General features: G+C 65.4%; 9 protein-coding genes and 1 tRNA gene. 6 read left to right on the top strand and 4 right to left on the bottom strand.

Annotated elements, in window-relative coordinates; all coding sequences use genetic code 11:
• Positions 1 to 10,354, top strand: a 10,354-nt coding sequence (locus AC5Y4F_RS17260; protein ID WP_499997697.1) for an amino acid adenylation domain-containing protein, incomplete at its 5' end; no start/stop codon positions are given.
• 14 nt (positions 10,355 to 10,368) lie between these two features.
• Positions 10,369 to 11,043: a methyltransferase family protein gene (locus tag AC5Y4F_RS17255; protein WP_499997696.1), complete on the top strand. Its 675-nt coding sequence runs from the start codon at positions 10,369 to 10,371 to the stop codon at positions 11,041 to 11,043.
• 1,989 nt (positions 11,044 to 13,032) lie between these two features.
• Here the strand turns inward: AC5Y4F_RS17255 and AC5Y4F_RS17250 are convergent.
• Positions 13,033 to 13,106 (bottom strand) — tRNA-Leu (locus AC5Y4F_RS17250).
• 112 nt (positions 13,107 to 13,218) lie between these two features.
• Here AC5Y4F_RS17250 and AC5Y4F_RS17245 point away from each other — a divergent pair.
• Positions 13,219 to 13,836: an ANTAR domain-containing response regulator gene (locus AC5Y4F_RS17245; RefSeq protein ID WP_067933529.1), complete on the top strand. Its 618-nt coding sequence runs from the start codon at positions 13,219 to 13,221 to the stop codon at positions 13,834 to 13,836.
• 127 nt (positions 13,837 to 13,963) lie between these two features.
• Here AC5Y4F_RS17245 and AC5Y4F_RS17240 read toward each other — a convergent pair whose 3' ends face one another.
• Together AC5Y4F_RS17240 and AC5Y4F_RS17235 are read right to left on the bottom strand one after the other, a co-directional pair.
• Positions 13,964 to 15,172 carry a lipid-transfer protein gene (locus AC5Y4F_RS17240; RefSeq protein WP_499997695.1) on the bottom strand — a complete coding sequence of 403 codons (1,209 nt, stop codon included), beginning with the start codon at positions 15,170 to 15,172 and terminating at the stop codon, positions 13,964 to 13,966.
• Complete coding sequence (locus AC5Y4F_RS17235; protein ID WP_499997694.1) at positions 15,172 to 15,657, bottom strand: Zn-ribbon domain-containing OB-fold protein; 486 nt, start codon at positions 15,655 to 15,657, stop codon at positions 15,172 to 15,174. Before AC5Y4F_RS17235 ends, AC5Y4F_RS17240 begins: the two co-directional genes overlap by 1 nt.
• Positions 15,658 to 15,821: 164 nt before the next feature.
• Between AC5Y4F_RS17235 and polA the strand changes: the two genes are divergently transcribed.
• The 3 genes from polA (at position 15,822) to coaE (ending at position 21,407) form a co-directional block, all read left to right on the top strand.
• Positions 15,822 to 18,482, top strand: coding sequence for a DNA polymerase I (gene polA, locus AC5Y4F_RS17230; RefSeq protein WP_499997707.1), 2,661 nt, complete (start codon positions 15,822 to 15,824; stop codon positions 18,480 to 18,482).
• Positions 18,483 to 18,737: 255 nt separating this feature from the next.
• Positions 18,738 to 20,174: a 30S ribosomal protein S1 gene (rpsA, locus tag AC5Y4F_RS17225; protein WP_067933522.1), complete on the top strand. Its 1,437-nt coding sequence runs from the start codon at positions 18,738 to 18,740 to the stop codon at positions 20,172 to 20,174.
• An 18-nt stretch (positions 20,175 to 20,192) separates the two neighbouring features.
• Positions 20,193 to 21,407: a dephospho-CoA kinase gene (coaE, locus tag AC5Y4F_RS17220; RefSeq protein WP_499997693.1), complete on the top strand. Its 1,215-nt coding sequence runs from the start codon at positions 20,193 to 20,195 to the stop codon at positions 21,405 to 21,407.
• Between the two features lie 16 nt (positions 21,408 to 21,423).
• Here the strand turns inward: coaE and AC5Y4F_RS17215 are convergent, their stop codons facing one another.
• The gene (locus AC5Y4F_RS17215) at positions 21,424 to 21,837 is read right to left on the bottom strand and encodes a hypothetical protein (RefSeq protein ID WP_499997692.1); all 414 of its coding nucleotides are present in this window, start codon (positions 21,835 to 21,837) and stop codon (positions 21,424 to 21,426) included.
• Positions 21,838 to 21,843 lie beyond the last annotated feature (6 nt).

Below are 21,843 nucleotides of genomic sequence, written 5' to 3'. Positions count from 1 at the left end.
ATTGTGGATCACCGGCACGGGCCAGCTGGCACTGATCATTCACCATCTCGCCGTTGATGGTGTGTCGTGGCGAATCCTGTTGGAAGACCTCAACATTGCTTGGGCCCAGCACCACAGCGGCCAACCGGTGGCACTACCGACAGGCGGAACATCATTTGGTCGGTGGGCCTCGCTGCTGACCAGACACGCATACGACCCGACGGTCGTCGGGCACGCCGACGCATGGCGCCGGCTGGCGGCAACCCCCGCCGCGTTGCCCGCAATACAACCGGAAGTGGACACGTTCGCCACGGCTGGGCATTTGTCGGTGGACCTGGATACCGAGACCACCCGGTTGCTGCTCGGTGAGGTGCCCACAGCGTTCCACGCCGGCATCCAGGACATCTTATTGATCGCGTTCGCATTGGCCTGGACGCAGTTCCGGGCCACCTGGAGCGCCCCGATCGGCATCGACGTCGAGGCGCACGGGCGTCACGAGGAACTGGCCGCGGATGTCGACCTGTCGCGCACGGTGGGCTGGTTCACCGCCAAATACCCAGTGGCGTTGACGATAAGCGGCCTGTCCTGGGCGCAGGTGGTAGCCGGTGAGGCCGCGCTGGGCGTGGCGGTAAAAGACGGTAAAGAGCAGCTCCGCGCCGTGCCCGAGCCACTGACCTATGGTCTGCTGCGCTATTTGAATCCCGGCATTGAGTTTGCCGGCTCCGATCCTGCGATCGGGTTCAACTATCTGGGGCGTTTAGGCGCGGCGGCCGAGGTGTCCGCGGATTTGTGGCGGATCAGTCAGGATGGCCTGTCGTCGGCTGCCGCGGCCACAGCAATACCGATGCCGCTGGCACACACCCTCGACCTCAACACCGGCATCGTCGACACTGAGACCGGCCCCTACCTGCGCGCCAACTGGATGTGGGCGCCCTCGGCGCTGGATCACGCACAGGTCAGCCGGCTTAGCCAGTTGTGGTTCGACGCCCTGGCCGGCATTTGTGCGCACGTCCAACTCGGTGGCGGCGGGCTGACGCCGTCCGATATCGCGCCCGCCCGACTCAGCCAGCTACAGATCGACGAGTTGCAAAGGCAATACGCGGTCGCTGACGTACTGCCGTTGACCCCGATGCAGCACGGGCTGCTCTTCCACGCCAGCGCCGCGCACCTCAACGATGACGCTGTCTATGCGATGCAGTTGGAAATTGCGTTGAGCGGACCCCTCGACCGGCACCGGCTGCGCGAGGCGGTGCACACCGTAGTCAGCCGCCATCCGAACCTCGCGGCCCGGTTCTGCCAACAGTTTGACGAGCCGGTGCAGGTCATCCCCGCCGATCCCCAGACGCCGTGGCGGTATGTGGATCTGGACGGCGTTGATGCGGATGAGGAGATGCCGCGGCTGTGTGCGGCCGAACGCGCGGCGGTCTGCGATCTCACCGACCCGCCGGCGTTTCGGGTCACACTGATGCGCACCGCGCAAGACCGGCACCGAATCGTGGTCACCTCTCACCACATCGTGCTGGACGGCTGGTCGCTGCCGATCCTGCTGCAAGAAATCTTCGCCGGCTATTACGGTCAACGGCTGCCGGCGCCGGTCCCGTATCGCAGGTTCGTCACCTGGTTGGCCGATCGGGACCTCGACGCCGCCCACGCGGCATGGCGTCAGGTGTTGGCCGGCTTTGACACTTCCACGTTGGTGGGTCCGCCAGGGCGGACGCAGCTCGGGCCGCGAGGCGTCAGCTCATATCTGTTGCCGGACGGGCTCACGCAAGCCCTTGGTCAGCTGGCCCGCTCGCAGCACACCACCGTCAACACCGTGCTACAGGCCGCCTGGGCGTTGCTGCTGACGTCGCTCACCGGCCGCCCTGACGTCGCCTTCGGCGTCGCCGTCTCGGGCAGGCCGGCCGAGATCGTCGGTGCGGACGCGATGGTGGGCCTTTTGATCAACACGGTGCCGGTGCGAGCGAACATCACGCACGCGAGCACCACGACCGACCTGCTCGACCAACTGCAACGCGGCCACACCAAAACCCTTGAGCACCAACACCTTGCCCTGAGCGACATTCACCGCACCGTCGACCACGACCAACTGTTCGACACGCTGTTCGTGTTCCAGAACTATCCGATCGACATGGGCGCTCCGCTGGGCGTCGACGGATTGAACATCACCGCGTTCACCAGCCGCGAATACAACCATTACCCGCTGACGGTCCAAGCCACTCCCGGCGCCCAACTCGGCCTGCGTATCGAATTCGACACCGATTTGTTCGACGCGCAAAGGATCGAAACGCTGGTCGGGCGGCTGCAGCGGCTGTTGGTGGCGATGGTCGACGATCCGGCGCGGCGGTTGTCGTCGGTGGATGTGCTCGATGTGGGCGAGTATGCGCGGCTGGATGCGTGGGGCAATCGGGCGGTGTTGAGCGTGCCGGTGATGTCGGGGGTGTCGATTCCGGCGGTGTTTGCCGCGCAGGTTGCCCGGACGCCGGAGGCGGTGGCGATCAGTTACGACGGCCGTTTTATGAGCTATTGCGAGCTGGATGAGGCGTCTAATCGGTTGGCGCATTTGTTGGCCGGACACGGGGCGGGTCCGGGGCAGGTTGTGGCGCTGTTGTTGTCGCGGTCGGCGGAGGCGGTCGTGGCGATTTTGGCGGTGTTGAAAACCGGGGCGGCGTATCTGGCGATCGACCCGGCGGTGCCGGCGGCGCGGATCGCGTTCTTGGTTGGCGATGCCGCGCCGATCGCGGGGGTCACCACGAGCGAGTTGGCGGGGCGACTCGATGGCCAGGACGTGGCGGTCATTGATATGGCCGATCCCCGGATTGGGGCCTGTCCGTCCAGCGCGCTGCCGGCGCCCGCGGGGGAGGACGTCGCGTATCTGATTTACACCTCGGGCACTACCGGGGTGCCGAAGGGGGTGGGGGTCACTCATCGCAATGTGGTTGAGCTGTTGGCGGCGATGAGCGACAGCTTGGAGTTGGCGGGTCAGGTGTGGTCGCAGTGGCATTCGTTGGCGTTCGACGTGTCGGTGTGTGAGATCTTCGGGGCGCTGTTGCTTGGTGGGCGGTTGGTGGTGGTGGCGGAGTCGGTGGTGCGCTCGCCGGAGGAGTTTCGTGGCGTGCTGGTGGCCGAGCGGGTCGGTGTGTTGAGCCAGACGCCGTCGGCGTTTTATGCGTTGCAAAGCGTGGATGCGTCGGTGTCCGGCGCGGCGGGCCGGCTGGAGTTGCAGACGGTGATCTTCGCCGGTGAGGCCTTGGAGCCTCGGCGTCTGGGTGCTTGGGTAAACGATCATCCGGATCTGCCTCGGCTGGTCAATATGTATGGCACCACTGAGACGACGGTGCATGCGTCGTTTCGTCAGATCGTCGCGGCCGATGTCGATATCAGTGTCAGCCCGATCGGGGTGCCGTTGGGGCATCTGGGCTTTTTCGTGCTGGATGGCTGGTTGCGTGCGGTGCCGGTGGGGGTGGTCGGGGAGTTGTATGTGGCCGGCGCGGGGGTGGGTGTGGGTTATGTGGGCCGGGCGGGGTTGACGGGGTCGCGGTTTGTGGCGTGCCCGTTCGGGGGGACCGGTCAACGGATGTATCGCACCGGGGATGTGGTGCGGTGGCGCGCTGAGGGGGAGTTGGAGTATCTGGGGCGTGCTGATGAGCAGGTCAAGATTCGTGGGTATCGCATCGAACTCGGCGAAATTCAGGCAGCATTGGCCGCCCTGGAGGGGGTGGAGCAGGCCGTCGTGATCGCCCGTGAGGACCGTCCTGGTGATAAGCGGCTGGTGGGGTATGTTGCCGGGACAGCGGATCCAGCTGGGTTGCGTGCCGCGCTAGGCGAGCGGTTGCCCGAATACATGGTGCCCGCGGCGGTGGTGGTGATCGATGAGTTGCCGTTGACGGTCAACGGCAAGCTCGATAAGCGGGCTCTGCCCGCGCCGGACTACGGCGATGTTGATCGTTACCGGGCTCCGGCCACGCCCATGGAGGAGGTCCTGGCCGGTATCTACGCGCGGGTGCTGGGTGTGGAGCGGGTCGGGCTCGATGATTCCTTCTTCGACCTGGGTGGGGATTCGTTGTCGGCAATGCGCCTGATCGCAGCAGTCAATTCGGTTGTGGATGCGGCTCTTTCGGTGCGTGATTTGTTCGAGGCACCCTCGGTTGGGGCGTTGGTGTCGCGCGTCGGCGCCGGTGGGGGTGGGCTGGAGCCGTTGGTGGCCGGTGAGCGCCCGGCGGTGGTGCCGTTGTCGTTTGGCCAGAACCGGTTGTGGTTGATCGACCAGCTGCAGGGGCCGTCGGCGGTCTACAACATGGCGGTGGCGTTGCGGCTCGACGGGCCGCTCAACGGCGACGCGTTGGGGGCGGCGCTAGGCGACGTGGTGGGCCGCCATGAAAGCTTGCGCACCGTGTTTGCGGTGGCCGATGGGGTGCCCCGGCAGGTGGTGGTGCCGCCGGAGGGGGCCGATATTGGTTGGGAGATCGTTGAAGCCGCCGGCTGGCCGGCGGAGCGGGTTCAGCGCGCCATCGAGGAGGTGGCCGGCCACGGCTTTGAGCTGGGCCGCGAGATTCCGTTGCGGGCAAGGCTTTTCCGGATCTCCGCGGACGAGCATGTGCTGGTGGCGGTGGTGCACCATATCGCCGCCGATGGTTGGTCGATCGCACCGCTGGTGAGTGATTTGGGCGAGGCCTATGCCGCCCGGTGTGCGGGGCGGGCCCCCGAGTGGGCGCCGCTGGCGGTGCAATACATCGATTACACGTTGTGGCAGCGCGCCCAGTTCGGTGACCTTGACGATCCGCAGAGCCGCATCGGCGGGCAATTGGTGTATTGGGAGCAGGCTTTGGCCGGGCTGCCTGAGCGGCTGGTGTTGCCCACCGATCGGCCCTATCCACCGACCGCTGATCAACGCGGCGCCACCGTGGCGGTGCAGTGGCCGGCGGCCTTGCAACAGCAGGTCGTGAGGTCAGCCCGCGAGAGTGGCGCGACCAGTTTCATGGTGGTCCAGACCGCCCTGGCGGTGCTGCTGTCCAAGCTGAGCGCCAGTACCGATGTGGCCGTGGCGTTTCCGATCGCCGGGCGGCGCGATCCCGCCCTGGATGAGCTGGTGGGTTTCTTCGTCAACACCCTGGTGTTGCGGGTCGATCTGGCCGCCGACCCCACCGTCGCCGAGCTGCTGGCACAGGTACGACAACGTAGCCTGGCCGCCTATGACCACCAGGATGTGCCCTTCGAGGTACTCGTCGAACGACTCAACCCCACCCGATCCCTAACCCACCACCCGCTGGTCCAGGTGATGCTGGCCTGGCAGGCCGCCGATCCCGGCGCCACGTTCACGCTGGGTGAAATGCAAGTTTCCCAGGTGCCGGTGGACACCCACACCGCGCGGATGGACCTGTCGTTGTCATTGGCCGAGCAGTGGACCGAGGCCGGTGAGCCGGCCGGGATCAGCGGATCGGTGGAGTTCCGCACCGACGTGTTCGACGCCGAAAGCGTCCAGGCGCTTATCGCCCGGCTGCAGCGGGTCTTGGAGGCGGTCACCACCGAACCCAGCCGGCGGCTGTCGGCGATCGACGTGCTGCACGCCAGTGAACACATCCGTCTCGCGGAGATCGGCAACCGCGCGGTGCTGACCGCGCCCGCGACCGGCGTGTCGATTCCGGCATTGTTTGACCAGCATGTCGCCCGCGCTCCCGAGACTGTGGCGATCAGGTTCGGCGGCCGCTCGATGAGCTATCGCGAGCTTGATGCGGCGTCGAACCGGTTGGCGCACCTGCTGATTGCCCGGGGAGCGGGGCCGGGGGAATGTGTGGCGCTGCACTTGCCGCGCTCGGCCAAGGCGGTCGTGGCGATCCTGGCGGTGCTCAAGACCGGGGCGGCGTATCTGCCGATCGACCCTTCGACGCCGGGCGCGCGCATCCGCTTCGTGCTCGAGGACGCCGCACCAATTGCCGCGATCACCATCGCCGCGCTGGCCGAACGCCTCGACCACCCCGATATTCAGGTCATCGATATCGACGACCCCGCGGTGGAAACTCAGCCCAAAATGGCGCCACCGGCGCCGGCCCCCGGCGATATCGCCTACTTGATCTACACCTCGGGCACCACCGGCGTGCCCAAAGGGGTGGCCATCACCCACCGCAACGTGACCGAGTTGTTGTCCGCGTTGGATGCCGGCCTTCCCCGAGCGGGTGTCTGGGCGCTGTGTCATTCGCTGGCGTTCGACGTGTCGGTGTGGGAGATCTTCGGTGCGCTGCTGCGGGGCGGCCGGGTCGTGGTGGTGCCCGAGGAAGTTACGCGCTCACCGCAGGACTTCCACGAGCTGCTGATCGACGAACGTGTCAATGTGTTGACGCACACCCCATCGGCCCTGGCTGCGCTCACCCCGCGGCACTTGGATGTGGCGGCGTTGGTAGTGGTCGGGGAGGCATGCCCGGTCGAGGTGGCCGACCGTTGGGCGCCGGGGCGGGTGATGGTGAACGCCTACGGGCCCACCGAGACGACAATGTGCGTCGCGATCAGCGCGGCGCTGACCCCCGGTTTGGAATCGGTGCCGATCGGAACCCCGGTTGCGGGTGCGGCACTGGCCGTGCTCGATGCGTGGTTGCGGCCGGTGCCGGCTGGGGTGGTTGGTGAGTTGTATGTGGCCGGTGCCGGGGTTGGCATGGGGTATGTCGGCCGGGCGAGTTTGACGGCGTCGCGGTTTGTCGCGTGTGCGTTCGGGGGGTCCGGTCAAAGGATGTATCGCACTGGGGATTTGGTGTGTTGGCGTGCGGATGGGCAGCTTGAGTATGTGGGTCGTGCTGATGAGCAGGTCAAGATCCGTGGGTATCGGATCGAGCTGGGTGAGATTCAGGCGGCGCTTGGTGCGTTGACCGGGGTGCAACAGGCGGTGGTGATCGCCCGCGAGGACCGGCCGGGCGATAGGCGGCTGGTCGGCTATGTCACCGGGACGGCGAATCCGCGCGGGATCCGCGCCGCGCTGGCCGAGCGGCTGCCGGAATATATGGTGCCGGCCGCGGTCGTCGCGATCGACGCGGTGCCGTTGACGGTCAACGGCAAACTCGACAAACAGGCTCTGCCGGCGCCGGATTACGGCGAGGGTGATCGTTACCGGGCCCCGGCCACGCCCACCGAGGAGATGCTGGCCGGCATTTATGCCCAGGTTCTCGGGTTGGAGCGGGTTGGGGTCGATGATTCCTTCTTCGAGCTGGGCGGTGATTCCATTTCGGCTATCCAGGTGGTGGCCAGGGCCAGGATCGCCGGGCTGGTGTGTCGGCCGCGCGACATTTTCGTCGAGCAGACCGTGGCCCGGCTGGCGGCGGTGGTCGCGGAGCCCAGCGGCGCGCACGGCCCAGCCGATGAGGGTGACGCGTCGGTGGTGGCGACGCCGATCATGCGGTGGTTGGCGGGCTTTGACGGCCCCGTCGGCCAGTTCAACCAGACCATGGTGGTGCAGGCTCCCGCTGGGGTGAGCGAGGCCGATGTGGTCGTGGTGGTGCAGGCTTTGCTGGATCGGCATGCCATGTTGCGGTCTTGCGTCGGTGAGGATTGGTCGCTGACTGTGCCGCAGGCGGGGCAAGTGGATGCGCGCGGCTGCGTGCAAATCGTTGGCGTGCTTACGGATGCGGTGTTGATTGCGGCGCGCTCGGGGTTGGACCCGGCGGCCGGGGTGATGGTGCGTGCGGTGTGGGCGCGCGATACGGGGCAGTTGGCGTTGATCGTCCATCACCTCGCCATTGATGGGGTGTCGTGGCGAATCCTGTTGGAAGACCTCAATATTGCCTGGGCGCAGCACCGTAGCGGGCAGGCGGTGGTGTTGCCGGTGGGCGGCACATCGTTTGGCCGGTGGGCTGCGTTGCTGGTCGAGCATGCACACGATCCGGGGGTGATAGCGCAGGCCGAGGTGTGGCGGCAGGTGGTGGAGACGCCCGCGGTGTTGCCGTCGGTGCAACCTTCGGTGGATACGTTCGCCACGGCTGGGCATTTGTCGGTGCAGCTGGATGTTGAGACGACCCGGCTGCTGCTTGGTGCGGTGCCTGCGGCGTTCCACGCCGGCATCCAGGACATCTTGTTGATCGCCTTCGGTTTGGCGTGCACACAGTTCTTGGGCGGCGATGGCGCCTCGATTGGGATCGACGTGGAGGGTCATGGCCGCCACGAGGAGCTGGGCGCCGAGGTGGATTTGTCGCGCACGGTGGGATGGTTCACCGCGAAGTATCCGGTGTCGTTGGCGGTCGGCGGGTTGGACTGGGCGCAGGTGATCGCCGGTGCGCCGCCGCTGGGTGGGCTGGTCAAAAACGTTAAGGAACAGCTTCGCGCTCATCCGGACGGATTGAGCTATGGGCTGTTGCGTTATCTCAACGCTGAGGTTGATCTGGGTGGGCCGGATCCGGCGATCGGGTTCAACTATTTGGGGCGGTTGGCCGCGCCGGCGGCCGATGGCTTTGGGCAGGTGTGGCAGGTCAGTTCAGAGGGGTTGTCGGTGGCCGGTGTTGCGGCGCGGATTTCAATGCCGTTGGCGCACACCGTGGAACTCAATGCGGGCGCTGTCGATACCGAGGTCGGTCCTCAGCTGCATGCCAACTGGACCTGGGCGCCTTCAGCGCTGGATCATGCGCAGGTCAGTCGGTTGAGCCAGTTGTGGTTTGAGGCCCTGGCCGGCATTTGTGCGCATGTGCGTGGTGGTGGGGGCGGATTGACGCCTTCGGACATTGTGCCGGCGCGTCTTGACCAGCAGCAGATTGACCAGCTGCAGCGGCGCTACCGGATTGCTGATGTGTTGCCGCTGACTCCGCTGCAGCAGGGGTTGTTGTTTCATGCCCGAGCCGCACAGCACTTGGGTGATGAGGTGTATGCGGTGCAGTTGGGGATCACGGTGCGTGGTCGGCTAGATCCAGACCGGCTGCGCGATGCGGTGCAGGCCGTGGTGGCGCGTCATCCTCACCTGGCGGCCCGGTATGTCGAGCATTTCGATCAGCCGGTCCAGGTCATCCCGGCCGATCCCGAGGTGCCCTGGCGCTACGCCGAGCTGAAGGCCGGCGATGTTGAGCAGTGGGTGGAGTGGCTGTGTGCGGCCGAGCGTGCCGCGGTGTGCGCCCTTGCCGATGAGCCGCCGCTTCGGGTGGCGTTGGTGCGTACCGCGCCCGAGCAGCACCGCATTGTGTTGACCAATCATCACATCGCGCTCGACGGGTGGTCGCTGCCGATTTTGCTGGGCGAAATCTTTGCCAGCTACCGCGGTCAGCGGCTGCCCGCGCCGGTGCCGTATCGCCGGTTTGTCAGCTGGCTGGCCGGTCGTGACCTTCAGGCCGCCCGCGCGGCCTGGCGTGCGGTGCTGGCCGGCTTTGACACTCCCACGCTGGTCGGGCCAGCCGATCGGGTGGGCCATGGGCGTCGTGGCGTCGCCTCCTATCGGGTGCCCGAGCCGCTCACTCGTGCTGTTGGCGAGCTGGCTCGCTCGCAGCACACCACTGTCAACACCGTGCTGCAGGCCGCCTGGGCGCAGCTGCTGGTGTGGTTGACCGGCCAGCACGACGTCGCCTTTGGTGCGGTGGTCTCGGGTCGGCCGGCCGAGGTGCCCGGCGCCGAGGCGATGGTGGGCCTGCTGATCAATACCGTGCCGGTGCGGGCCAACCTCACCCCGACAACGACCACCACCGAGCTACTCGACCAGCTGCAACGCGCACACACCAAAACCGTTGAACACCAACACCTGGCACTTAACGACATCCACCGCATCACCAGCCACGACCAACTATTCGACACCGTTTTCGTTTACGAGAACTACCCGGCCGATGCCGCGGCTTTGGTGGGCGCCGACGGGTTGACCGCAAGCGAGCTCACCACCCACGACAGTTATCACTATCCACTCACGATCCAGGCTGGGCCCGGCCGTGAACTGACCCTGAGGGTTCAATACCGCACCGATGTCTTCGCCATCGCCGGGATCGACGCGGTGGTGGAGCGGTTTACCCGAGTTTTGGCTTCCATGGCCGCTGGCCCGGGGCGCCCCATCTTGTCGTTGGTTTCATTCGACGAGAATGATCGCGGTCGGGGCAGCAGAGCGCTGGCGGGGCAGCCCGCGATCACAGCGGTGCCGTCGCCGAAACGTCACGTCATCGGCGAGGGTTCTAGCGCCGCCCCGACCACCCTGGTCGATGAGATTCTGGCCGACATCTTCGTCCAAGTGCTGGGTATCGACCGCGTCGGCGTCGACCAGTCATTTTTCGACCTGGGCGGGGACTCGCTATCGGCCTTGCGAGCGATCGCCGCGATCAATGCAGCGCTGAGTATCGAACTGCCGGTGTCCACGCTCTTCGAAGCGCCATCCGTTCGAAGCCTGAGCCAGCAGGCGAGCAGGCATGCCAGCAAGGAGAATTTCCCTCGGTGAATCAAGGAGAGTCGGTGAAATCCATTCTCAAAACGTTGGTATCCGGGCTGATTGACCCTGTCGTGTTCGGCTTGCTCGTGTTTGGGACTGCCGGCACCCTCGATTATTGGCAAGCGTGGGTTTTTCTGACGGTAACTTCTCTTTCGACATGGATGCTTGGCGTCTTCCTGCTGCGGACCAACCCCACGGTGCTTCAGAGGCGGACGCGTGGTGGGCCAACAGCAGAGACCCGAAGTGCGCAGAAGGTCATCATCGTCGGCTGGTACCTGTCGCTCGCCGCAACGGTCGTGCTCAGCGCCCTTGACCATCGCTTTGGTTGGTCGGGAGCACCAACCGTAATCTGTTTGGTCGGCGATGTTCTGGTAGTCGCTGGACTCAGTGTGGTGATGCTCGTGGTCATTCAAAACAGCTATGCGAGCGCCACAGTCCGGGTCGAATCAGACCAAAAGCTGACTTCCACCGGGCTATATGGGCTGGTGCGCCACCCCATGTACTCCGGCAACGTCATCATGATGCTCGGCATCCCGTTGGCGCTCGGTTCCTACTGGGGACTCGTCTTCGGCATGCCCGGCGTGATCATGCTCGCGTTGCGTATAAGAGACGAAGAACAGCTTCTCCGAAACGAGTTAGACGGATACCGCGAATACACAGAAAAGGTTCGCTACCGCCTCGTCCCGTGCATGTGGTGACATCTGTACGACCTGAATGCCGGGGGATCCCGTTTTGTGAACGATCGTGCTTAAGCAATTCTCGGCTGCGGCCATCATGGCTTTTGTCAGGACTGGTAGGGGCTTATGTCAAGGGCCGCATAGCATTTCCCACGTTAGTGAATTAGCAGCACGCTCCTCGCGGCTGCCCGGAACCGCGCTCGCCGCATGTTCCGGACGCCGGCCGAGCGCGCGTGCGGCTGCCTACTTGTCATACAAGCTGAGTCCCCTCGGTGAGATTCGAACTCTATTTTGGACGAAATCGGCATGCGGCGACGGGCAGTATTGGCGTGCACTTCGAGTCGCCAACACAAAAACCTTTCCAGCGGTTTGAGCAATATTCCACACACGTCAAAAGACAGCGATAGCATCAGGCAACCGGCGGTAATTCATTTCCCGCTGTCATCTCACCAGCAGGAAGGTGTGATCGATGAAAAAAATATTGAAAGCTGTTGCAGCGGCCGTAGTCCTGAGCGGTGTGATGCTGGGATCGTCGGGCTGCATAACGATTGACCTTGCACCCCATGTCCTTGGCCCGGCCCCTGGCCTCTGACGGCTGATTGGTGCATTGCCCACCCGTTCGTCATTGACTTGACGAACGCCATTTCCCGCGGCGATGCGTCAGCCTGCATAGGGTGTTCAGAGTCGCCACGAGTTGACGCGACTGCCGGCTGGACCGGCACGGTTGAGGGTCGTCGAGGATGGCCCGACGAGAGCGCTACCGCTGTCAGACCGGGACGTTCGGCCGCGGCTGGCGCAGCGTCGTGCTCAGTGCGCACAGCCATATCCGCCGTATGACGAATCAGGCGGTGCAGCAGCGGCACTGAGCGCTGCAGACGGCAGAGCGGCAACGGGAAGGCCGGGACCACGATATCTGGTTCGTTGGTAATCGCTTTCGGCGGCTTTGCGCTTTACTGCCTTACCCGCGCGGGTGTATCGGGTGCGTCCATTGGGCGAGTGTCATCGTTACTCTCAAATACGATGGGGGCGGTTGCATCTCGAGGGAAGGGGCTCGCGGAGCCGAGGGCTCCTGACGCTTCTCGCAAACGAGTTTTCAATGTCACATGTGAAGCTGATTTTTTCTGGCGAAATACTGCTGCAGCCTCTGGCTCGGCTGGATGGTCATTTGCTGAGATTTCCATACCCCCTTTTCGGCGGGCGCGGCGCAAACCGAGTCGGCAGTTTAAAACTCAGGGTCAAGGTCAATATTTAGATCTACAGGTTCCTGATGGGAGGTCCTTTGATGAGCATGCTTATTCGCCGCATGGCGGGCGTCGTCATGATGGCAATAGCGCCCATGGCGTACGTGGCAGCGGTGTCTCCGGGGATGAGCTCGGCTCAACCGCCAGATTGTGGTCCGGGCAATTGGTGGAACCCGGGGGCCAATGCTTGCCAGCCGTTGGGGGCACCGCCGCCGCAGGATTGTGGTCCGGGCAATTGGTGGAACCCGGGGGCCAATGCTTGCCAGCCGTTGGGGGCACCGCCGCCGCAGGATTGCGGTCCCGGTAACTGGTGGGACCCGGGGGCCAATACGTGCCGACCCGTCGTGCCACCACCGCAACCCTAGAGCGGGAGCTGCTGGGACACATCAGAACTCCATCCGCTCACGGTCGGTGACGCGGTACGACGTATCCGCAACGTTCGGCGGCGACGTTTTCAGGGACGGTGAGCATGTCGCCCGTGAGGCCGCTGCCGTCAAAAACTGCGCGCCATAATATGGCGCTCGAGGTCCCGGTGCCGGCCGACCGATGCCAGTCCCTCCTGCCGCGTGGGCGTAAATGGGACGCAGAGACCATCTGGGGCCGGGTGCCGGCAGTTGGCGCTCTCTAGCACCGAAATTCCATAGACGTACGGAGTTTTTGCGAGATTCCAATCTGGTGATCGACTGGTCGGAAGCTGAGGGGGCAATGGCAAAGGGGATCAGGGGCCTTGTCAACGATTAGCAAGTACCAACCGCGTCCACAGCATGAGTGCCCTCGGTGAGATTCGAACTCACACTGTACGGGTTTTGAATCCGTTTCCTCTGCCAGTTGGGATACGAGGGCATGCGGCCTCTTACCTTAGAGGCAGCCTCCCACCATAGAGGATCATGAGTGCCCACCTGCCTCACCGCCCCCGAGGTCGCTGGTCTGAGGCGTTCACGACACAATATCCGTCATGACAGGCCCCACGACCGACACCGACGCCGCTGTGCCGCGCCGGGTCCTGATCGCTGAAGACGAAGCGCTCATCCGAATGGACCTCGCCGAGATGCTCCGGGAAGAGGGTTACGAGATCGTCGGTGAGGCCGGCGACGGACAGGAAGCCGTCGAACTGGCCGAGCGCCATCAGCCGGATCTGGTGATCATGGATGTGAAGATGCCGCGTCGCGACGGCATCGACGCGGCCTCGGAGATAGCCAGTAAGCGCATCGCGCCGATTGTGGTGTTGACCGCGTTCAGCCAGCGTGACTTGGTGGAGCGGGCGCGGGACGCCGGCGCCATGGCCTACCTGGTGAAGCCGTTCACCATCAGCGACCTCATCCCGGCCATCGAATTGGCTGTCAGCCGCTTCAGCGAGATCACCGAGCTGGAACGCGAGGTTGCCACGTTGTCCGACCGGCTGGAGACCCGCAAGCTCGTCGAGCGCGCGAAAGGGTTACTGCAGAGCGAGCAGGGCATGACCGAGCCCGAGGCCTTCAAGTGGATTCAACGGGCCGCGATGGACCGCAGGACCACGATGAAGCGGGTGGCCGAAGTCGTCCTGGAGACCTTGGATCCGTCCAAAGACGCTTGAGTGTGAACCCACGGCGTTCAGTGTGCGCTGGTGGCGACGACACGCCGACGCCGGCCGCCGTGCTCGCACACTGAAAGCCGTGCTTGCACACTGAAAGCCGTGGCCTGATCGCCGGCGGCCGTAGACCCTAGCGGGCGACGATCACCGAAGACCCGTGCCCGAACAGGCCTTGGTTGGCCGTGACGCCGACCTTGGCGTTCTCCACCTGCCGGCCGGTGGCCTGGCCCCGCAGCTGCCAGGTCAGCTCGCAGACCTGTGCGATCGCCTGGGCGGGAATGGCCTCGCCGAAGCACGCCAGCCCGCCCGACGGGTTGACCGGAACCCTGCCGCCGATCGTGGTGGCGCCAGTGCGCAGCAGCTCCTCGGCTTCACCCTTGGGGCACAACCCCAGGTGCTCGTACCAGTCGAGTTCCAGCGCGGTGGACAGGTCGTAGACCTCGGCCAGGCTCACGTCCTCGGGCCCGATGCCCGCCTCGGCGTACGCCGCGTCGAGGATCTGGTCCTTGAACACCCGCTCGGGCGCGGCCACGACGGCGGTGGAATCCGTTGCGATATCCGGCAATTCGGGCAGATGCTGCGGGTAGCGGGGAGTGACCGTGCTGACCGCACGCACCGACGGCACGCCGTCGAGCGAGCCCAGGTGCTTGCGGGCGAACTCGGCGCTGGCGACGATCAGCGCCGCGGCGCCGTCCGAGGTGGCGCAGATGTCCAGCTGCCGTAGCGGGTCGGAGACCACGGGACTGGCCAGCACATCATCGACGGACGATTCCTTGCGGTAGCGCGCATTCGGGTTCTGCAGGCCGTGCTGGGAGTTCTTGACCTTCACCCGAGCGAAGTCCTCGGAGGTCGCACCGTAGAGGTCCATCCGGCGCCGCGCGAGCAGCGCGAAATACACCGGGTTCATCGCACCGATGAGGTGGAAGCGCTGCCAGTCGGGGTCGTTCTTACGCTCGCCGCCGACCGGGGCGAACGCGCCCTTGGGCGTGGTGTCGGCGCCGACGACCAGAGCGACGTCACAGAAGCCGGCCAGGATGTGGGCGCGGGCGCTCTGCAGCGCCTGCGAACCGCTGGCGCAGGCGGCGTAGCTCGAGCTGACCGGCACACCGTTCCAGCCGAGTTTCTGGGCGAACGTCGACCCCGCGATGAAGCCGGGGTAGCCGTTGCGGATGGTGTCTGCGCCGGCGACCATCTCGATTTGCCGCCAGTCCAGCCCGGCCTCGGCCAGCGCCGCGCGGGCGGCGACCACGCCGTATTCGGTGAAGTCGCGGCCCCATTTGCCCCAGGGGTGCATTCCCGCGCCAAGGATGTAGAGCGGTTCCGGAGTGCTCATCGTCATTATCGCCGCTCCTCCTCATCGCTTCGCTCTGCACCGTCGCCGGCGAAGGCCACCTTCCACGCGTGCACGAGGCGTTCGACACCGTTGTCGTCGGTGAACAGGGTCATGGTGGCCAGCTCCATCTCCATGCCGACCTTCAGGTCCGCGGCCAGCGTGCCGTCCACCACCTTGCCGAGCACGATGATCCCCTCGTCGGCCAGCTCCACGGCAGCAATGGCGAACGGCTCAAAGGGGTCCGCCGCCGGGTAGGGCGCGGGCGGCGGGTACCGGTTCTCGGTGTAGCTCCACAGTGTCCCCCGGGTCGACAAAGCGACGGGCTCTAGGGCGTCGCCGGCGCAGGCCGGGTTGGGACAGTTGTTCTCCCGCGGCGGGAAGACGTAGGTGCCGCACTGGGGGCACTTGCTGCCGATCAGATGGGGATTTCCGGCGTCGTCGGTGGCGAACCACCCGTCGATCGCGGGTTCTTGGCTGGTGACCTCTGGCACTGGGTCAGACTACCGAGGCCGCAGCCAAAACTGAAACGTGTTGCAGTTCGGCCGGTGGCACCGTCGGGGCGCCCAGCTCGTCACACCGGGTGCCTAGAGTGAGACCCGTGCCCGCCACGAAAACCACTACGAAGGCCAGCGAGGAACAGACCGCGCCGACGCTGATGTTGCTGGACGGCAACTCGCTGGCGTTTCGGGCGTTCTATGCGCTGCCCGCCGAGAACTTCAAAACCCGCGGCGGGCTGACCACCAACGCGGTCTACGGCTTCACCGCCATGCTGATCAACCTGCTGCGCGACGAGGCCCCGACCCACATTGCCGCGGCGTTCGACGTGTCCCGGCAGACCTTCCGCTCCGAGCGCTACCCGGAGTACAAGGCCAACCGGTCGGCGACGCCCGACGAGTTTCGCGGCCAGATCGACATCACCAAGGAAGTCCTCGCGGCATTGGGCATCACCGTGCTCGCCGAGGAGGGATTCGAGGCAGACGACCTGATCGCGACCCTGGCCACGCAGGCCGAAAAGGAGGGCTATCGGGTGCTGGTGGTCACCGGCGACCGCGACTCGTTGCAGTTGGTCAGCGACAACGTGACGGTGCTCTATCCCCGCAAGGGGGTCAGCGAATTGACCCGTTTCACCCCGGATGCCGTCGTCGAAAAGTATGGGCTGACGCCCGCGCAGTATCCCGACTTCGCCGCCCTGCGCGGCGATCCCAGCGACAACCTGCCCGGCATCCCCGGCGTGGGCGAGAAGACCGCCTCCAAATGGATCGGCGAGTACGGGTCGCTGCAGGGGCTGGTCGACAACGTCGACTCCGTACGCGGCAAGGTGGGCGACGCGCTGCGCGAACACCTGGCCAGCGTCATCCGCAACCGTGAGCTGACCGATCTCGTCAAAGACGTGCCGCTGGCCCAGACCCCGGACACGCTGCGCCTGCAGCCGTGGGATCGCGACCAGATCCACCGGCTCTTCGACGACCTGGAGTTCCGGGTGTTGCGGGACCGGTTGTTCGAAACGCTCGCCGCGGTGGAGCCCGAGGTCGACGAGGGCTTCGACGTGCGCGGCGGGGCGCTGGAACCCGGCGAGTTGGCCGTGTGGCTGGCCGAGCACAGTTCGGGAAAGCGGTTCGGCCTGGCCGTCGTCGGCACCCACCTGGCCTACGACGCCGACGCCACCGCGCTGGCCATCGTCTCCGCCGACGGCGAGGGCCGCTACATCGACACCGCGACGCTTGATCCCGAAGACGAAGCGGCGCTGGCATCTTGGCTGGCCGACCCCGGTCCGCCCAAGGCGCTGCACGAGGCCAAGCTGGCGATGCACGACCTGGCCGGGCGAGGCTGGACGCTGGCGGGCGTCACCTCCGACACGGCGCTGGCGGCCTACCTGGTGCGCCCCGGGCAGCGCAGCTTCTCCCTCGATGACCTTTCGCTGCGCTACCTGCGCCGCGAACTTCGCGCCGAAAACCCCCAACAGCAACAACTTTCGTTGCTCGATGATACCGAGGGCACCGACGAGCAGGCGGTACAGACGCTGATTCTGCGCGCCGTGGCCGTACTGGATCTGGCCGACGCGCTCGACGAGGAGTTGGCCCGCATCAACTCCACCTCGTTGCTGAGCGGTATGGAGCTGCCGGTGCAGGCAGTGCTGGCGCGCATGGAAAACGCCGGCATCGCAGTCGATTTGGATCTGCTCAACGAGCTGCAAAGCGATTTCGCCCACCAGATCCGCGACGCGGCCGAGGCGGCGTACGCGGTGATCGGCAAGCAGATCAACCTGGGCTCGCCGAAGCAGTTGCAGACCGTGCTTTTCGACGAGCTGGAGATGCCAAAGACCAAGCGCACCAAGACCGGCTACACCACCGACGCCGATGCCCTGCAGTCGCTTTTCGACAAGACAGGCCACCCGTTCCTGCAGCATCTGCTGGCCCACCGCGATGCCACCCGGCTCAAAGTCACCGTCGACGGATTGCTCAACTCGGTGGCCTCGGACGGGCGCATCCACACCACGTTCAACCAGACCATCGCCGCGACGGGCAGATTGTCCTCGACCGAGCCGAATCTGCAGAACATCCCGATCCGCACCGAGGCGGGGCGGCGGATCCGCGATGCGTTCGTCGTCGGTGAGGGCTACAGCGAGCTGATGACGGCGGACTACAGCCAGATCGAGATGCGCATCATGGCTCATCTGTCCAAGGACGCAGGCCTCATCGAGGCGTTCAACACCGGGGAGGACCTGCACTCGTTCGTCGCCTCCCGGGCATTCGGCGTGCCGATCGAAGAGGTCACCGCCGAGTTGCGCCGCCGGGTCAAGGCGATGTCCTACGGTCTGGCCTACGGATTGAGCGCCTACGGACTGTCCGCCCAGTTGAAGATCTCCACCGAAGAAGCCAAAGACCAGATGGAGCAATACTTCGCGCGGTTCGGCGGGGTGCGCGACTACCTGATGGACGTCGTGGAGCAGGCCCGCAAAGACGGTTACACGTCAACGGTCTTCGGCCGCCGGCGCTACCTCCCCGAACTCGACAGCAGCAACCGTCAGGTGCGCGAAGCCGCCGAACGCGCGGCGCTCAACGCGCCTATCCAGGGCAGCGCGGCCGACATCATCAAGGTGGCGATGCTCAAGGTCGACAAGGCGATCCGCGATGCAGGGCTTTCGTCGCGGATCCTGCTCCAAGTGCACGACGAGCTGCTGTTCGAGGTCGCGCCCGGCGAGCGGGCACAGCTCGAGGCGCTGGTACGCGACAAGATGGGCGGGGCGTATCCGCTGGACGTCCCGCTGGAGGTCTCGGTGGGTTACGGGCGCAGTTGGGACTCCGCCGCGCACTAGCGCGGCGATCCGGGCGCTGCCACGCACTGGGGCCGCCGAGCGGTTATGAACTGCACAAACCGTCCCCGAGCTGCGGTACCGCCCGCTTGGAGGGAGCACGTCGCGGCGAGAATTTGCCGTGATGTCAAATTCTGGGCAACCGATCGACGCGAGCCGACGGCGCTGAGTTTGGCCAGCATGTGCCCAGTCGAGTAGCCTCGACAGGTAAATCCCAATTGTCCCTACGACCAAACCTGTCCGGAGCAACCCAACAACATGCCGAGTCCCGCTGTCACCTCGCCGCAAGTAGCCGTCAACGACATTGGCTCGAGCGAGGACTTTCTCGCCGCAATAGACAAAACGATCAAGTACTTCAACGATGGCGACATCGTCGAAGGCACGATCGTCAAAGTGGACCGGGACGAGGTGCTCCTCGATATCGGCTACAAAACCGAAGGGGTCATCCCCGCCCGCGAACTCTCGATCAAGCACGATGTCGACCCGAATGAGGTCGTTTCCGTCGGTGATGAGATCGAAGCCCTGGTCCTCACCAAGGAGGACAAAGAGGGTCGGCTGATTCTCTCCAAGAAGCGCGCGCAGTACGAGCGCGCCTGGGGCACCATCGAGGCGCTCAAGGAGAAGGACGAGGCCGTCAAGGGCACCGTCATCGAGGTGGTCAAGGGAGGCCTGATCCTCGACATCGGGTTGCGCGGCTTCCTGCCCGCCTCGCTGGTGGAGATGCGCCGGGTGCGTGATCTGCAGCCGTACATCGGCAAGGAGATCGAGGCCAAGATCATCGAGCTGGACAAGAACCGCAACAACGTGGTCCTGTCGCGACGCGCGTGGCTGGAGCAGACCCAGTCCGAGGTGCGCAGCGAGTTCCTCAACCAGCTGCAGAAGGGCGCCATCCGCAAGGGTGTCGTCTCCTCCATCGTCAACTTCGGTGCATTCGTCGACCTCGGCGGTGTGGACGGTCTGGTGCACGTTTCCGAGCTGTCCTGGAAGCACATCGACCACCCGTCCGAGGTTGTGCAGGTCGGTGACGAGGTCACCGTCGAGGTGCTCGACGTCGACATGGACCGCGAGCGGGTTTCGTTGTCGCTGAAGGCGACTCAGGAAGACCCGTGGCGGCACTTCGCCCGCACCCACGCCATCGGCCAGATCGTGCCCGGGAAGGTCACCAAGCTGGTCCCGTTCGGCGCTTTCGTGCGTGTCGAGGAGGGCATCGAGGGTCTGGTGCACATCTCCGAGTTGGCCGAGCGCCACGTCGAGGTTCCCGACCAGGTGGTCGCCGTCGGCGACGACGCGATGGTCAAGGTCATCGACATCGACCTGGAGCGCCGCCGGATCTCGTTGTCGCTCAAGCAGGCCAACGAGGACTACACCGAGGAATTCGACCCGGCGAAATACGGCATGGCCGACAGCTACGACGAGCAGGGCAACTACATCTTCCCCGAAGGCTTCGACTCCGAGACCAACGAATGGCTAGAGGGATTCGAGAAGCAGCGCAACGAGTGGGAGGCCCGCTACGCGGAGGCCGAGCGTCGGCACAAGATGCACACGACGCAGATGGAGAAGTTCGCCGCCGCCGAGGCAGCCGGGCACCCCGAGCAGGCGCCTGGCAATGGCGCTCCTCCGGAGAAGGCGGGCGGATCGCTGGCCAGCGATGCGCAATTGGCCGCTCTGCGGGAGAAGCTCGCCGGCAACGCGTGACGTCTCCCTGACCACGCCATGCTGCGCATCGGGCTGACCGGTGGCATCGGCGCCGGCAAGTCGGCGCTGTCATCCACTTTCGAACAATGCGGTGCAGTCATCGTCGACGGGGACGTCATCGCGCGTGAGGTGGTTCAGCCCGGAACCGAGGGCCTGGCCTCGCTGGTCGAGGCGTTCGGGAGCGACATCCTGCTTCCGGACGGATCGCTGGACCGGCCCGCCCTGGCTGCCAAGGCTTTTCGCGACGACGAGGCGCGCAAGACGCTGAACGGCATCGTCCATCCGTTGGTGGCCAATCGCCGTTCGGAAATCATCGCTTCGGTGCCCGACGATTCCGTTGTGGTCGAGGACATTCCGCTGCTGGTGGAATCCGGGATGGCGCCGCTGTTCCCGCTCGTCGTCATCGTGTACGCCGATGTCGAGGTGCGGCTGCGGCGCCTGGTCGACCAGCGCGGCATGTCGGAGGATGACGCCCGCGCGAGGATCGCCGCGCAGGCAACCGACGAGCAGCGCCGCGCGGTCGCCGACATTTGGCTGGACAACTCGGGCAGCACCGAGGAGTTGGTCCAGCGGGCCCATGCCGTGTGGAACAACCGCATCGTCCCGTTCGCGCGTAACCTGAGCGCGCACCAGATCGCCGAGGTTCCCACCCGGTTGGTGCCGTGCGACCCGGCTTGGTCGGACCAGGCGCGACGGATCGTGAACCGCCTGCGGACCAGCTGCGGGCACCGGGCGCTGCGTGTCGATCACATCGGCTCGACCGCCGTGCCGGACCTCGCCGCCAAGGACGTCATCGATGTCCAAATCACCGTTGAATCCCTTGCCGTCGCAGACGAACTCGCCGAGCCGTTGCTTTCCGTTGGGTATCCGCGCATCGAGCACATCGCTGAGGACGTGGCCAAGAATGATGCCCGCAGTACGGTGGAGAGCTACGACCACGGGGACGATCCGGCGCTGTGGTGCAAGCGAATTCACGCCTCAGCGGATCCCGGTCGACCCACCAATGTGCACATTCGGGTGGACGGCTGGCCCAATCAGCAATTCGCCCTGCTGTTCGTGGACTGGTTGACGGCCAACCCCGATGCCCGCGCCGATTATTTGAACGCCAAGCGCGCCGCCGAAAAGGCCGCCGACGGAGACACCGCGGCCTATGCCGAGGCCAAGGAGCCGTGGTTCCTCGACGCCTACCGCCGCGCGTGGGAGTGGGCCGACTCGACTGGCTGGAAGCCCTAGCCCGATGGTGGCGCGCCTAGGGGATGGGTGCGCCGCACTGCAGCGCCCCGTTCATGGGATCGGCGTTGCCGGCGACCGGTCTGACCAACTGGTCGGTCTGGACGAAAACATTGTCGTCCACGTCGATCTCGCAGTGCACGTTCGCCGAGTACGGGAAGTGCACCACGACGCGCATGCCGGCCTGCTGCGGGTCGGGCAACACCGTGTCGGCTTCGAATGCGTTGCCGGGCATCGCACTCAGTCCGGCCGTGTTCGTCTGACCGCCGCTGATCACGAAGATGGCCTGGCTACCGGTCGTCACGCCGTCGATCCTGGCCCGATAGGTGATGTTGTGTAGATCCGCTCGTGCCGTTGCCGGATTCAGCTGGGCGCCGATGGCGATGATCGTCGCCGCGGCGATCGGCAGCAGCCTGCGACCATGGGAGCTCATAGCAGC

The sequence above is a fragment of the Mycobacterium sp. NGS56 genome, assembly GCF_059812425.1.
Note: the sequence above shows the minus strand (reverse complement) of the source record. Positions and strands in the feature narration are given on the sequence as shown.